Source organism: Shewanella sp. SM68 (assembly GCF_025653925.1).
Lineage (GTDB): Bacteria > Pseudomonadota > Gammaproteobacteria > Enterobacterales > Shewanellaceae > Shewanella > Shewanella oncorhynchi.
This window is the reverse complement of sequence record NZ_JAKKRU010000018.1, coordinates 59,890-74,351: the sequence shown is the minus strand read 5'-3', so window position 1 is coordinate 74,351 and position 14,462 is coordinate 59,890. Positions and strand designations below refer to the sequence as shown.

11 protein-coding genes and 1 pseudogene are annotated in these 14,462 nt (G+C 45.0%); 6 read left to right on the top strand and 6 right to left on the bottom strand.

Annotated features, from left to right (window positions below):
• Nucleotides 1-230: pseudogene (locus L5M40_RS21155) on the bottom strand (hypothetical protein); the annotation flags it as partial.
• A 110-nt stretch (nucleotides 231-340) separates the two neighbouring features.
• Between L5M40_RS21155 and L5M40_RS21150 the strand changes: the two are divergent.
• From L5M40_RS21150 to L5M40_RS21140, 3 genes are all read left to right on the top strand, one after another.
• Nucleotides 341-547, top strand: coding sequence for a transcriptional regulator (locus tag L5M40_RS21150; protein WP_263257207.1), 207 nt, complete (start codon nucleotides 341-343; stop codon nucleotides 545-547).
• Nucleotides 548-880: 333 nt separating this feature from the next.
• Entirely contained in the window at nucleotides 881-1,393 is a 513-nt protein-coding gene (locus L5M40_RS21145) for a hypothetical protein (RefSeq protein ID WP_263257206.1), read from the top strand.
• Between the two features lie 342 nt (nucleotides 1,394-1,735).
• Nucleotides 1,736-2,227, top strand: a complete 492-nt coding sequence (locus tag L5M40_RS21140; RefSeq protein WP_263257205.1) for a hypothetical protein — start codon at nucleotides 1,736-1,738, stop codon at nucleotides 2,225-2,227.
• Between the two features lie 512 nt (nucleotides 2,228-2,739).
• Here the strand turns inward: L5M40_RS21140 and L5M40_RS21135 are convergent.
• Together L5M40_RS21135 and rsd are read right to left on the bottom strand one after the other, a co-directional pair.
• Nucleotides 2,740-3,006: a hypothetical protein gene (locus L5M40_RS21135; protein ID WP_263257204.1), complete on the bottom strand. Its 267-nt coding sequence runs from the start codon at nucleotides 3,004-3,006 to the stop codon at nucleotides 2,740-2,742.
• Nucleotides 3,007-3,388: 382 nt separating this feature from the next.
• Complete coding sequence (rsd, locus tag L5M40_RS21130) at nucleotides 3,389-3,868, bottom strand: sigma D regulator (protein WP_113941703.1); 480 nt, start codon at nucleotides 3,866-3,868, stop codon at nucleotides 3,389-3,391.
• Between the two features lie 457 nt (nucleotides 3,869-4,325).
• On the opposite strand from rsd, the gene hemE reads away from it, so the two are divergent.
• From hemE to L5M40_RS21115, 3 genes are all read left to right on the top strand, one after another.
• On the top strand, nucleotides 4,326-5,390 hold the full coding sequence (gene hemE / locus L5M40_RS21125; protein WP_006079904.1) for a uroporphyrinogen decarboxylase: 1,065 nt from the start codon (nucleotides 4,326-4,328) through the stop codon (nucleotides 5,388-5,390).
• Between the two features lie 416 nt (nucleotides 5,391-5,806).
• Nucleotides 5,807-8,386, top strand: coding sequence for a putative bifunctional diguanylate cyclase/phosphodiesterase (locus L5M40_RS21120; RefSeq protein ID WP_263257203.1), 2,580 nt, complete (start codon nucleotides 5,807-5,809; stop codon nucleotides 8,384-8,386).
• Between the two features lie 75 nt (nucleotides 8,387-8,461).
• Nucleotides 8,462-9,265, top strand: coding sequence for an SDR family oxidoreductase (locus L5M40_RS21115; protein ID WP_263257201.1), 804 nt, complete (start codon nucleotides 8,462-8,464; stop codon nucleotides 9,263-9,265).
• 18 nt (nucleotides 9,266-9,283) lie between these two features.
• Here the strand turns inward: L5M40_RS21115 and L5M40_RS21110 are convergent, their stop codons facing one another.
• The 3 genes from L5M40_RS21110 to purD form a co-directional block, all read right to left on the bottom strand.
• Nucleotides 9,284-9,511, bottom strand: coding sequence for a hypothetical protein (locus L5M40_RS21110; RefSeq protein WP_105250390.1), 228 nt, complete (start codon nucleotides 9,509-9,511; stop codon nucleotides 9,284-9,286).
• A gap of 170 nt (nucleotides 9,512-9,681) precedes the next feature.
• Nucleotides 9,682-12,918: an ImpA family metalloprotease gene (locus tag L5M40_RS21105; protein WP_263257200.1), complete on the bottom strand. Its 3,237-nt coding sequence runs from the start codon at nucleotides 12,916-12,918 to the stop codon at nucleotides 9,682-9,684.
• A gap of 177 nt (nucleotides 12,919-13,095) precedes the next feature.
• The gene (gene purD / locus L5M40_RS21100) at nucleotides 13,096-14,394 is read right to left on the bottom strand and encodes a phosphoribosylamine--glycine ligase (protein WP_263257199.1); all 1,299 of its coding nucleotides are present in this window, start codon (nucleotides 14,392-14,394) and stop codon (nucleotides 13,096-13,098) included.
• Nucleotides 14,395-14,462: the final 68 nt, after the last annotated feature.

The following is a 14,462-nucleotide window of genomic DNA, read 5'->3' as shown; positions in this document are numbered from 1 at the left end:
AGCATTGTTCTGATAGGGGATAGGACTTCTCATACAGGGTAATAGAGCGGCCATTGAAGGCTATTGAGGCGCGCAGAGCCATGATGCAAATTTCGACCTAACTCAGTCAAGGTCAGTGTCTTACATTCAATCAGTGCCTTAGAGGCCAGCATCAAGCTGTTTAATCGTTTTAGGTGAAGTTCTGGGCAGTATTGGTGTAAAGAATGTTGTAGGATATTGGCTTCGCGCATCTTGTTGTCCAAGTGTAGTTTTTGGCGAAACCATTTGATCATGCAACAAGATGCGCTTCCACCCTAATTTGATGATTTATTTGTAAATCATCAGGGGATTCTTCAGTACATTGCTCTCAAAATGTGATCCAACGGCCCCAATACTTGATGATTTAGCAGAATTGCTTGATGCCCCCTCTGTTGGAAAAGAGGTCATTCCTTATAGTGTAGAGAAATCAATAAGTTCTGAAGAAGAGTATCGAGCTGCTTTAAAGCGAATTGAGGAACTGCTTGATGCATTGCCTAACACCGCCGAAGGTGACGAACTTGAAAAATAGATTTCGTTGATTGAATCATATGAAAATGACCACTTCCCAATGTAAATCAATGTTGCCCCATTCTTTATTTCAGCTCGTTAGCTCTATCGAAAATTCCCACTACTGCAGCTATACAGATTCTTATCTATTACCTATATTTGGCTTTCCAGATGGTGTATTTGGCAGAAAGATGATAAGTTCTTTGCATACAAATAGTTAACCGTGCGCGTTTTTCCTGGTCCAACGAGGTAAACGCGCAGCGCATAAATACTAAGACGTTAGGCTTCATCTGAAGAGATTAGGAAATTGCATACATTTTTTCATGTTGATATGGCTGGGCGACTTCGCCCAGGTATGAATATCGAATTATCCAACAAAACCCCATCAGTTTTTGGGAATAACTATTGGGCTAAATTTAAAACTGCGGGAATAGATATTATTCCTCCGCTTCAACAAGCTGTTGTAAAGGGATATTCTCTTGATGACGCTGCATATCGAGAGTTTTGGTTAGAGGTTTTTAGAATAGGCCATCCAGAATTAAAGAAATTATCTCTTAAGTCACGACTCAATTCTTTCTTTGTTGCAGAATCCATTGATGATGCTCGTAGGTATATCTCGAGGAATGGTTTTACGGGCGAAGCAAGAATATTTAAGGTTAAATCTCAAGATTCGGGATTAAAGCTTGATATGACATGGCTTGACCAGAAATTTCCAAGAGATTTTAGGGAGTTTGGTTACTACTACCTGAGTTATTGGAAAGGCATGAGGATAGATGATGATCCTCACCTGAAAGCTCATGAAAAGCGGGGCTCTCTACTCGAAATACTTCTTGACGGGAAAGTAGAAATAGGCGAGGCCGTTGCTTGAATGGCCCAACAAGGTACTACATGCAGACAAAATTACGCTGAGCTCCATTTTGTCGGTGAGCGCGGCGTTAGGCCAATTTGTTGACTTTTTTTTGCAACCAAAACATTATGAGGATGGCTATGCGGTTCGTCCCGTTTGGTTCCCACTTTTGTGGGGTAAAAAAATCCAATCGAAAAAATTATTCATCCCAGAATGAGTTCGGACTCTAGCCCCACACCAACTATGAAGAACATTCAATTTAAATTCTATCATCCTGACCTTAATGTTGTATCTGACAGAACGCTGAGATCATTGCTCAAAAAAATATCCACTCTGTCCCGAGAAATACAATATCAAGAAGTCATGTATCTGATTAATAATAGTGACCTACTGGCAAATGAAAAACAATCTCTTAGGGATAAGTTAAATGCTCCGCTTAAGCATATACATGCATATTATGTAGATAAAATTGAAAGAGGCAGTATCGAAATTATCCTTTCGTTATCTGCATGTGCTCTATGGCTACTTGATAAAACCATAGGTGAAACAATTAAAGATGCCTGGAAAAGGACAGATTTACACCAGTCACTTCTTGATTATTTACTAAAAGGTAATCACAGGCAGACTATTGTTAACAGGAATATTGATCGGGTACTTGATGCATGGAGTTTTGATGGTTTCCTCATCGACAACATTGAGAAAACCACGCCAACTCCTGATGAGTTAATCATAAATGTAAATCTCAAAACCGAAGCTAATATTGCTGCACACCTAAAAGAGAACTTCCATAAAGTAGACACAGACTTCCTTATTTCTGAGTTGAAAAAACGTATTGATGCGGCGAAACAAGAGTAGAAATTGACCTAACCAATAATTGGTGTGGGGCAGCGTAGCTGTCCCACAATTAGATGTTATCTCCATAGAAATTTTAATCCGAAACTGACAAGTTAGAGCAAAGGATCTATCACGCTTTTGTCCCCAAACGAGTCAATATTTGCACTAAACAAACAGTATTTGGGGTTAAAAATATCAAAATTTGGTTGACTGCTTGTTTCTTTCGGTTGAGCAATTTGTCACCGGTGTGTTAGTGCGGTTGATGGGTTATATAGAGGTGTTCTATTCCTACAGCTTTATTTCAATGTTTCTATCGATTTCAGAGACAAAGTCATGAATACACTCCTCGCAGCAGGATATGGAAAACTCATCCTTTTTTGCTGCTTTAAAACATTTTGGCTACAGAGTGTAATTTCGAGTGAGTACATATTTGCTTTAAATATGAAGTGAACACTATTTTTAGTTGCCAAAAACTGATCAAATATTGATCAGTAAAAAGGCGGATTTTTGTGACCGTGACCACCAAGTTGTTGTTAATAGTCGTTAATGTTTAGTCCGATTGTCATTCGAATAATGCTAATTAAATCAATTGACAACAATTTAGGCAAAATAGGTAACGCACTAAAATCCATATCTGCACGGCCTGTCACGCCGGGGGTCGCGGGTTCGAGTCCCGTCCGCTCCGCCAACATTAAGAGATAAGCCTCATCGAAAGATGAGGCTTTTTTCGTTATGGCGTTGTGGATATTTCGTGTCAGTGACGCACATGCTTCGAGCTCGAAGCATGTGGTTATCGCCATACTCGGCCATCATGTAGACGAAATCCTTACCAGAATATGAATTTTTTGTTTTAAAGCTAAACCTATTCTATTAATTAGCAAAGTTTATCCATTCCCGAAAGCACAACTGAGCCATCTTCTGTGGCTCCTCAAGACATTAATGCTATCGAGCATTACATAACAATATCGCCATACCTATTGAAACAACGATTTGCCAATGTGTGCTGCCTCGGCCATGACTACATCTGCTCTATCGGATTCAATTTGATTCAAACGGTTGCTGTCTGATGGCACTAGGACGTGTTCCTATTGTAGCCCAAAGCCATGCTACTTCATTTTCAAAACGATTGAGGGAAAGGATAGATAAGCGCACAGATGCAGCAAGGTGCGCTTAGGAAGGGGGCTACTGGTTGTGCTCAGAATGTTTGCGATGGAGAACTTCAAGTAGTTCATCTTCGAGTTCGAAGCGTGTTTCCATGTTATGGGCGAGCTCAGATAGGTCTTTATCGAGTTGATATAATACGAAATCGTCTTGTGTTTCCGCATATTTATCGTTGAAATCTAATGCTGCATTCGTGGTTGGCGTGATTTTGGGCAGTACTTGTTGCGCGAGCGTTTTGCTTGATTCGCCATATTCACTGCAGGCATTAACGACTTTATCATAGACCTCGAAATGTCCTTCGGAGACATAGTCAACTAATAAGTCACAGAAAGATTTAACATGTTCGAACGAGGGAAGCGATTTTTCTGATTTACTGTAAGGAGGAAGCCCAGCAATTTGGCAGTAATGCACTAACAGTTTTCGACGGTTTTTTAGCCATTGATCAATAAGCTTATTTGAACCGCCCCACTTCTGTTCTGCTTTTTCGAGTTCTCTCAGCATGATGCATTCCATTTAAGTGCCAGCACATAACTCTAATGTAGGGACAAGTTGCTAATCGATCAACTCTTTTCATGCGAATTTGCGAGAATGACGAAATGGACAAACCAGCTGTTTCATATCGAAAAATGCAAATAAAAAGCCCAACGATAGAAACCTATCGTTGGGCGAGTAAAGTTTATAGCAGGCTCGATGCGACGAGCTTCTTGATTGTTCTTGCTAGCGCAGACTTTTTATACCAAAGGCGGGGAACCGGCGCAACTTTTTTCTGTCTGAGTGTGACTTCGTTACGAATAAATGAGCAGTATGTTAGCTGGCTAACATTTTCCGGTTTATGCGGTCAAATCGACGCCAATGATGGGGAATAGCTCACATAAATTTGCACATAAAGGTTACATTATTCGCGTAAATGCTAAACTACCGACCCAGCGGATCTCAATAAGACTAGGAACCAAGCCCAATGGCAGAATTAAAGAATGATCGTTATTTACGCGCCCTACTAAAAGAGCCTGTCGATGTGACCCCTGTGTGGATGATGCGTCAAGCTGGCCGTTATCTTCCTGAATATAAAGCCACTCGCGCTCAAGCGGGTGACTTCATGTCTTTGTGTAAAAATCATGAGCTTGCCTGTGAAGTCACGCTGCAACCTTTACGTCGTTATGATCTTGATGCGGCGATTTTGTTTTCCGATATCCTAACTGTACCCGATGCTATGGGTTTAGGTTTGTATTTTGAGGCGGGTGAAGGCCCACGTTTCGAGCGCCCAACAGACACTATCGATGCGATCAAAAAGCTCTCAATTCCAGATCCAGAAGATGAGCTGGGTTATGTGATGAAAGCCGTTAGCACTATTCGCCGTGAACTGAATGGCGCAGTGCCGTTAATTGGCTTTTCTGGTTCACCTTGGACCTTAGCGACTTACATGGTTGAAGGTGGTTCGAGCAAAACCTTCGAAAAAATTAAGAAGATGGCTTACGCTGAGCCAATGGCATTACACATGCTGTTAGATAAATTAGCCGATTCAGTGATCCTATACCTGAATGCTCAAGTTGCTAACGGTGCGCAATCTTTGATGATTTTTGACTCATGGGGCGGCGCGTTATCGCACTCTGCTTACCGTGAGTTCTCTTTGCGTTATATGCAGAAGATTATTGATGGTCTGACACGCTTTGCCGATGGCCGTAAAGTGCCAGTGACGCTGTTTACTAAAGGCGGTGGTTTGTGGCTAGAAGCGATGGCAGAAACTGGCTGTGATGCACTAGGTTTGGATTGGACGGTAGACATTGCCGATGCCCGTCGTCGTGTCGGTCATAAAGTTGCATTGCAAGGCAACATGGACCCATCTATGTTGTATGCGCCAATTCCACGTATTGAAGAGGAAGTTGGTCATATTCTAGCGGGTTATGGTGAAGGTACTGGCCATGTATTTAACCTAGGCCATGGTATTCATCAGCATGTCGATCCAGAACATGCTGGCGCCTTTATTAAGGCGGTTCATGCACAATCAAAGCAATACCATAAGTAATTTTTGGTTTGCGAAACAGGCCCGCTTGCGGGCCTGTTTTATATCCGACATTTGAATTTGATAGCGTTGGAGCTTCTGGCGAAGGTATCTTTATGGATTAGCGTATGCGGTGGTTTCTATCGTCTGCGAGCTTAATGAGTCTTACTTTTAAATAACGACTTAAATACCCTATATTCACATACTGATTATGTGTGAATTATCTTGATAAAAAGTAAAATTCAGAATTGTTTAATTTATAAATTTTATTTTTAAATCAAAGGTATGAAATGGATTTAATTGCATGAAAATGTCTACTTTAGCAACGACTAAAGCGAAGTGATGTTTAATACTATTCGCAAATGAGATATGTTGCATGGCGTAATGAAGGATTATGCAAGGCCGTCAATCAATTTAGTTATAATAAGCCGTGGTAAGAGATGCACATTGGCAAGAAAATAATGGTATTTATTGCGGGCTTTTGTCTCCCTGCGGTGGTAATTGTCTCCTATTGTCTTGGTTATTGGTACGACCATCGCGTCGAGCTATTACGTCAAGATAGTGCTAACCGTGAGCTTGCCAATATCCAGCAGCAGTTTCAAATTGATGTCGATCGCTTAACCTTTCTCACTAATATCTATGCCTTACCTTTGTCTCAATTAGATGAAGACCAACTTAAAAAGCTTGAATCCTCGTGGCGCGATAGCTCAATGTCAGCCAATCTGAGTTGGTATATTCTACGACAAGGTGAATTGCACCCTTTTTTCCCCAATGAACGTCCCTTTGAGAATGATAGGTTACGAGAAATCGCCAATGCTATTGTCAGTGCCGATAAGCCCAGTGTTGCTGGCGCTTATTTGATGGGCAAGTATGCTTATGTCGTTACTTCCGTGGCTTCTGCGCCCAATGAATCTGTGCTGCTTGTGCGCCAACTGACTGATAAAGACTTACTGGAATATGCTCAGGCCTTATTGGTGACTAAGGTGAGCATGAGCCATTCTCGCGACGTTACGCCAACAGTTGATGGTGTGCACAGTGACGCGATTAACATTCCAAGCCTGCTAAAAGATAAGCCTGTCTACCTGCAAGTACTGTTTTCCGATGGTCCCTTTAGAGAGGTTAAATTTCAACTCGATTGGGTATCGCTCGGATTTATTCTCTTTGGTGTGTTTATTGTTGGCCTTGGTTATATTTGGCTGCGTTCGGGCTTACTCAAACCCTTTAAAAATCTGATGCATCAATTGGCGCTGGTCGATCCTATGTCCAGTGTATATCAACCCGTTACAAGCGAGGGTAATGAAGAATTAGAAGTGCTCGCCAGCCGTGTTAATAGCTTGCTGGCCAGAATTTATCAGCAAAAAGAACGCGCGAAAATCACCTTAGAATCCATTGCTGAAGCGGTGATTTTGACCGATGTCGATGCCAACGTGATTTATATGAATCCACGGGCCGAGTTGCTTCTCGATGTTGCTAGTTGCTATGCCATAGGTCAAAGCCTTGCGAGTCTGTTAAAGGCTGGGGAGCAGTTGAATCAGGCGGTTTTTACCTGCATTCGTCTCGAAGAATCAGCGCCGCAGGTCGAGAAAATCAAGCTATTAACTGCTTCGCCTCGGATTATGGAGCGCAGTATTAGCAATCTGCGTAATCACGATAAAGAAATTGTTGGTACTGTCGTGGTATTGCGGGATATCACTCAAGAAGAGTTGCTTAAACACCAGCTACAAAAAAGGGCAAATTTCGATAGCATTACAGGGCTGCTAAACCGTCAGGCATTTGATGAGCAGTTACCCCAATTTGCCGCTTCAGCCAAAACTATCGCCGTTTGTTATCTCGATTTGGAGCAATTCAAGTTGATTAACGACAGCTGTGGCCATACTGCAGGCGATCGTATGCTTGCTATGGTGGCTAAGGCAATGCAGGCTTGTCTTGGGCCACAGGAGCTATTGGCGCGCCTTGGTGGCGATGAGTTTGGTTTAGTGATTTGTAATCGTAGTGCCTTATCTGTGGCGCAATTACTGAAGCAAATGATCGCGCAAGTCTCCATGCAAGTGTTGAACGATAAAAACTGTAATTATAAAGTTGGCCTCAGCATAGGTGTTGCCTTTGGCCGAGCCCCCTATATCGATGCACAAGAGTTATTAAAAGACGCTGATATCGCCTGCATTGCCGCTAAAGCTAAGGGCGCCAATCAAATTCATTTTTACGATGATAAAGATAAAGAACTCACCTACCAAAGAAATGCGCCTAAGTGGGCGGTACGTATCGCGCAAGCGATTGAAGAAAACGAGTTGATTCTGTATTACCAACCGATCCGCGGACTAGGCAGTGGTCCGCAGCGACAACGAATGGAAATTCTGTTACGAATTCAAGAGCCCTGTGGCCGCATTTTGGCGCCTGCGCAGTTTATAGCCGCCGCTGAACGTTTTAAGTTGATGCCAGATATCGATAAAGAAGTCATCCGCAAAGCTTTTTTATGGTTGTCTTTGAACCCCGTGCTTTGGCCTGATCATTGTATTTCGATCAACCTTTCGGGCAATAGTTTAGGTGCCGAAGGTATGGTGGAATATATCGCCCAGCAGCAACACATTTTTGATATTCCAAGCCAATGTATTTGTTTTGAAATTACTGAAACCACCGCGATCCAAAATCGCAATCGTGGTATGGAAATGTTGAAGCAGTTACGTAAACTCGGTTTCTCATTTGCACTGGATGATTTTGGCAGTGGTTTTGCCTCTTATGGTTATCTGCGTGAGCTGCCCGTGGATTATGTCAAAATCGACGGCTGTTTTATTAAGAATCTCGCCGTGAATGCTAAAGACTACGCCATCGTTAAATCGATTCAGGATGTTTGTCGGGTTATGGGAATCGAGACTGTTGCTGAATTTGTTGAGAATCAGGATATTATTGACAGATTGTTGAGCATAGGCATTAACTATGCGCAAGGTTATGCGATAGGGCGCCCGCAACCCTTAGCTAATTATCGTGAGCAATATGAGATGAGGCTTGCACAACGCGCGTGAAGGATTGCGCTTTTAGCGTGATTATGCCAATTTAGCAAAAGGCGTAATTAACATAGCGATAACAAAGGAATGACTATGGATGGACTCACTGGCAAGGTCGTGATCATCACGGGTGCCTCAGAAGGTATTGGTCGGGCGCTCGCCGTGGCAATGGCGCGAATGGGCTGCCAACTGGTGCTCAGTGCGCGTAATGAAACACGTCTCGCCTCACTCGCTTTAGAAATCGCTAATTATGGTCCGCCTCCTTTTGTATTTGCCGCCGATGTCTCCAGCTCAGAACAGTGTGAAGCCTTAGTTGAAGCTGCAGTTGCGCATTATGGCCATCTCGATATTTTGATTAACAATGCTGGCATGACTATGTGGTCACGTTTTGATGAACTGACTCAGCTCTCGGTGCTTGAAGACATAATGCGGGTGAATTATCTTGGTCCTGCGTATTTAACCCATGCCGCGTTACCGCACTTGAAAGCCAGTAAAGGCCAAGTGGTGGTTGTGGCGTCAGTTGCTGGATTAACGGGCGTTCCTACTCGCAGCGGTTATGCCGCTTCTAAACATGCTGTGATTGGCTTTTTCGATTCTTTGAGGATTGAATTAGTGGATGATAATGTGGCCGTAACTGTTATTTGCCCCGATTTTGTAGTGTCACAAATTCACAAACGTGCCCTCGATGGTGCTGGTAATCCTTTAGGCAAATCTCCGATGCAGGAAGCTAAGATACTGACGGCTGAGCAATGCGCTAATATGATGTTGCCAGTGATTGCAACTCGAGGCCGTCAACTGATTACTTCACTTCGCGGTCGTTTGGGGCGTTGGCTTAAGCTGATCGCACCAGGCTTAATCGACAAAATTGCCCGCAGGGCGATCGCCTCCGGGCACTAAAGTCTTTGCCACTACAAGCTATTTGCCACTCTTATTGAGATGCTTAATGATGGATTGTTCAGCTTCACTTTGAGTCGCTTTGTCCCCATCGATATCGATAGTCACTGTCGCGTTATGGCCCGTCATATCCTCTGCAATATGAAACCAATCTGGATGCCAGTAAAAGCTGGCTCCTTCTAGGGTTTGCCAGTTATGTACGCCTGATTTTTCACCTTGATAAATAAGATCTTTTATCGAATAACCCATATATTTACCCCATTAATTTCATGATTGTTAAAAATATAAGAAGCTAAATGGTGCACGTCATCTTAACCTAGGTATGTGCTTTACATCACATTTTTAGGTAAACATAAACCCCGCCAGAGCGAGGTTTATGAACAGCGTTAGTATCTTAGCGAGATTAAGGTTTAGTACACTTATGGTTTGGTGCACTGGGTTGGCGAACCCATGCCTTTCCACAGGGTCCTACCATCAGTGAGTGACAGGGGCACAAAGGTCAAACCTTGGCTCATATTGGCGGGTGGCAAGTCGGTTTCTAACTCATACATGCCCATGGGGATAGCCCCTGATGTCGCATTGGCGGCAGTTTGCGAGGCCGCAAGGCTTGAGTAGTGTAGGCCTAACATATCGAAATGGCTGCGCCAATCTTTGCCTGTGAGTTTACTCAAAGACACCAGCATAAAGTCGTTGCCCGGAATATCTTTCACCGTTTTGCCACCGTAGACACTATTGCCTTCAAACGAAAATTGGCCAAAGCCCAGTTTGCTACGATTCGCTTCCCAATCACTGGCGTTATTCGCATATTTACCGAAAATACGACTGTGTTGATACAGCAAGGTAAAGAGATTAAAGCCATTGTTCAGAGTGGTGCCGTCACTGAGCGTCATGCCGTGAGCCTTAAGCGCCATTTGGATGTAAAACGCCATGCGATAACCGTTATGCACAGCATAAGCATTGCTGGCCCAAGGCGCAGTGTATCTGTCTTCACCAGCATCGAGCACCTTACAATTGGCGCCAAACACTACGCGTTTACCACTGGTGTCTGTTGTACCTGCGGCATCGGACATAAACACATAAAAGAGATCCTTGTGGTTCATGTGACCATCGGTCACTGTGCCTGTATTGCCGTCGCGCAGATAATGGGTTTTCCACTTCACCACATAGGGGAAGATATTGTTGGAGTTTTCCCCTGCGCGGCTGCCATAACCTGCCCAGTTATCATGATCACTTGCCGCAGCATATTGCACATTGAGACGGTTAGTTTGCAGATTGTGGCCTAACTCATGGTTATCACCCCAACCCGTTGGGTCGATATTCCATGCTGCGTCCCAAGGGTTACCGCTACAACCTCCACCGCACTGGGCATTTTGGTCATAATTCGCGTGTTGAATGATAGTGCGGGTATGCAGACTATTATCGATACAGTCGTCGCCAAACAGTCCTTTGCAGGCCGCTAGTACATCGGCAGGTAAGGATTCACTTAAGCTCTTGCCTTGGATCTTAAGTCCCGCAAGGGTGTAAACGCTGTTGATATGGTCATCGACAATACTTTTGAGTAGCGCGTTTACATCGGGTACATCCCCGCCGATGGCGTTTAAAAAGCGGTCGCGACGCAGATGCTGCTCGGCACCATCGGTACGTAAGTCCACATGGGGTAATTCGGTATTTTGGATGCGATCGTTAAAGGCTGCTATTTCTGCAGGGTTTGAAAAATCCATAATGGTCGGATGTTTAGCCACATGCTCAGCGTTGACTTCGACACTTAACGCGCCGCCATCAGCACTCGAAGTATCACCACTGATATACAGATAAATCGGCCCGCCGTAGGGGGAAGAAAATTCGAGACTTTGTCCTTGAGCTAAGCGCAGGCGTTGCTGCGCCAACTCCAATGGACCGCGGTAGATTTTCTGCTCATAGGCACGGTTGGTATTGCGTCTGTGGTAGTTGAGTTTGATCTCCACATTCGCAGCGCTGCTATCGAGACGAGTGAGTTTAATGGTTTGTCCTGGCAGCGCATACCAGCCTGTGGTCGTCCATTGGCCTGCATAGGGCACGCTAATGGTTTTATGTTCTGTGACAGTCGCAGGATAAGCGTAGTGCGCATTGCTGCTCTTGCTGAGGTTGGCTCTGTCGGTAACATATTCACCTAAATCTGGCTGGGCTAAGTTATGGGTACGGGCATAGCTGACGGTCCAATCGGCAAATAGGGCCTGCTGCCACTGGGCGTATTCGCTGTAGGCTATGGGGTAGTCAATCTCGCTGCGATACTTATCGGCGAGCAGCAGTCCGGCCTTCATCAAGGGGAAGTCTGCTTTGGTAAACACATCGATAGCATGGTTATCTAAGGTTTCAGCATTGGCTCGATACCAATCGGCACCCGCTTTGAATGAGTCAACAAAGGCGGCAGTATTACAGCTCAAGTAATTACCGCCACAGTCGTTGAGTACAGAGGTGTCGAAGCGGCCTTCGTTAAGCTTGCCGAGCAAATTATTCACCTTGGCTAGGGCGGTGTCTTCGACCAAAATATCGGTCACACTGAGGTTATTGGCATTGAGTTTTGACCAGTAATTGCCAGAGGTAGAAAGCCCCATCTCAAGGTAAAGTGGCGACAGTATTGGGCTTTCATTACGCCAGTAGTTAGAGAGCAACAAGGGAATTCCTGCCGCTTTGGCCTTAGCGATCGCGGCTTTAATGCCTGCAAAACCGAGTGACTGACGGTCTATGTCACTAATGATAATTAGATCTGGTTTCAGTGTGTTGATACAGTTGCTTAACTCGCTGTAGTCACAGGTATTTGCTGTATTAATGCTATGGGCTGCGGGGTAGTTGTTTGTGAGCCAAGTGCGGATCCCTTCATTATGGGGAAAGTACCAACTGTCAGCCTTGCTCGGCATTTGGGCGGTCACTATGCTGAGGCCGTCGGTTTTATCGGCACCTTTGGTCAGCCAGCCTAAAAGGTTTTTCAGTAAAACATCGGTTTGAGCTGAAGTGTTGACAGAAAATAGATTTCCTCCCATGGCCGCATATCTTTGCCCCTGTTGCTCGCCCGCCATCACTAACCCACGAACGGCGCTCGCCCCACTGCCATCGACATTTGATGGCAAGACAGTGAAAGTGTTCTCCGGCATAAAGCTCGAAAAGGTAATTGAGTCATGGGTTGGATGCCAAGAGATGCTGCTACCGACACCTTGATATAGCTGATTTATCTGGGCTTTACGTTTGATGTCGATATTAGCGAGTTCGGCGATGCTGAAATCAATTAACTCACTCGCACTGGCAAGCCTGTGGTCTTGGTATTTAATGGCATTTTCGGCATTACTGATAAATGTCGGCGTGATAGTGCAATCGGCCGTCATGGACGCAGTGGTGTAAGTCAGCACATTGAGCGTGCCACCACAGCCAGTAATGCCCTCAAGCGTAAAGCCGGTATCGGCAGTAATGCTAAAAATAGCGCTTTTGCCAGACTCCACTTTTTGGCTGCTTGGACTCAGTGCGCCACCTATTACCGATAGGTTGCTGGCGGTGTATTGTACCAGCGCGGGAGGTTGGACTGGCGGCTGAGTGGGTGGTGTTGTCGTTCCAGCATCTTCTGAGCCGCCACCGCATCCGCTAAGCAGTATGGCAATGGAGGCATAAAGTAGTCTAATCCTCATGGGGAGTCCTTGATCTTTGTGTATTTAACATTTGGTTGACATTGTATCTTGTTGCTCCTGTTTTCAATAGAATTAATTACATAATTTTATTGAAAATCATGATGTTATATTTGACGAGTGTCAAAAAACAGGCACAAAAAAACCGGCTTATTGCCGGTTTTTTAATAGAGATATTAATTAATCTTGCTGTTCACGTACTATTGCGCGATAACCAATATCGGTACGGAAATACACATCATCCCAGTGGATTTCATCAACCAATTTATAGGCGGCTTTTTGCGCTTCGGTGACTGTGTTACCCAGTGCCGTCGCACACAATACGCGACCGCCGTTGGTAACGACGTGGCCGTTTTTCATCTCAGTGCCCGCATGGAAAACTTTACCGTCGTTATCGCCAAGGCTGAGACCGTCAATCACATCAAACTTGCGATACTCATCTGGGTAACCGCCAGCAGCCAATACCACACCCACGGCTGCGCGCTCGTCGTATTCTGCGGTCACTTTATCTAACTCGCCACGGGTGGCGGCTAAACAGAGTTCCACTAAGTCAGACTTTAACCGCATCATGATTGGCTGAGTTTCTGGATCGCCGAAGCGGCAGTTGTACTCGAGCACTTTGGCGCTGCCATCGGGCGATATCATCAAGCCCGCATACAGGAAACCTGTATAGATATTGCCTTCTGCCGCCATGCCATCAACCGTCGGGCGAATCACGTTTGCCACAGTCCAATCGTGTACCGCTTGGGTTACCACAGGTGCTGGCGAGTAAGCGCCCATGCCGCCAGTATTTGGGCCGTAATCGCCGTTATCACGGGCTTTATGATCTTGGCTGGTGGCCATTGGTAGAATATTCTTACCATCGACCATCACGATAAAGCTAGCTTCTTCGCCCTTGAGAAACTCTTCAATCACTACGCGCGAACCCGCTTCGCCAAATTTGTTACCGGCGAGCATGTCATCAATTGCGGCATCGGCTTCAGCTTGGTCTTGCGCGATAATCACGCCTTTACCTGCGGCTAAACCGTCAGCTTTGATGACCACTGGATAACCTGTTGTGGCCGTTAATTCACGCACGAAAGCTTTGGCATCGCTGATTTCAGTGCAGTTTTTATAACCCGCCGTAGGAATATTGTGGCGGGCTAAAAAGTCTTTAGTGAAGGCTTTTGAACCTTCGAGTTGGGCTGCGGCTTTAGTTGGGCCAAAAATCGCTAAACCTGCGGCGTTGAAGGCATCGACGACACCGATAACGAGTGGTGCTTCTGGGCCGACTATGGTCAGTTCAATCTTATTAGTTTTCGCAAAATCGAGCAGAGCAGGGATGTCGGTGGCGCTGATCGCCAGATTTTCAACATTAGGTTCTAGGGCTGTGCCCGCATTACCGGGTGCTACATAAACGGTAACAACTTGAGCCGATTGAGCGGCTTTCCAAGCTAGGGCATGTTCGCGGCCGCCGCCACCAATGATTAACACTTTCATGGTTAAAACTCCCACACATCGCAAAGGAAAAGGCCCTAATCGCTAGGGCCAAGTTTGATTTAAGTTGT

Bases quoted from the DNA above. Each gene is read 5' to 3' on its own strand.
- L5M40_RS21145 (WP_263257206.1), top strand. From the start codon at position 881: ATGAATATCGAATTATCCAACAAAACCCCATCAGTTTTTGGGAATAAC.
- L5M40_RS21140 (WP_263257205.1), top strand. From the start codon at position 1,736: ATGTATCTGATTAATAATAGTGACCTACTGGCAAATGAAAAACAATCT.
- L5M40_RS21135 (WP_263257204.1), bottom strand. From the start codon at position 3,006: ATGGCGATAACCACATGCTTCGAGCTCGAAGCATGTGCGTCACTGACA.
- rsd (WP_113941703.1), bottom strand. From the start codon at position 3,868: ATGCTGAGAGAACTCGAAAAAGCAGAACAGAAGTGGGGCGGTTCAAAT.
- hemE (WP_006079904.1), top strand. From the start codon at position 4,326: ATGGCAGAATTAAAGAATGATCGTTATTTACGCGCCCTACTAAAAGAG.
- L5M40_RS21120 (WP_263257203.1), top strand. From the start codon at position 5,807: ATGCACATTGGCAAGAAAATAATGGTATTTATTGCGGGCTTTTGTCTC.
- L5M40_RS21115 (WP_263257201.1), top strand. From the start codon at position 8,462: ATGGATGGACTCACTGGCAAGGTCGTGATCATCACGGGTGCCTCAGAA.
- L5M40_RS21110 (WP_105250390.1), bottom strand. From the start codon at position 9,511: ATGGGTTATTCGATAAAAGATCTTATTTATCAAGGTGAAAAATCAGGC.
- L5M40_RS21105 (WP_263257200.1), bottom strand. From the start codon at position 12,918: ATGAGGATTAGACTACTTTATGCCTCCATTGCCATACTGCTTAGCGGA.
- purD (WP_263257199.1), bottom strand. From the start codon at position 14,394: ATGAAAGTGTTAATCATTGGTGGCGGCGGCCGCGAACATGCCCTAGCT.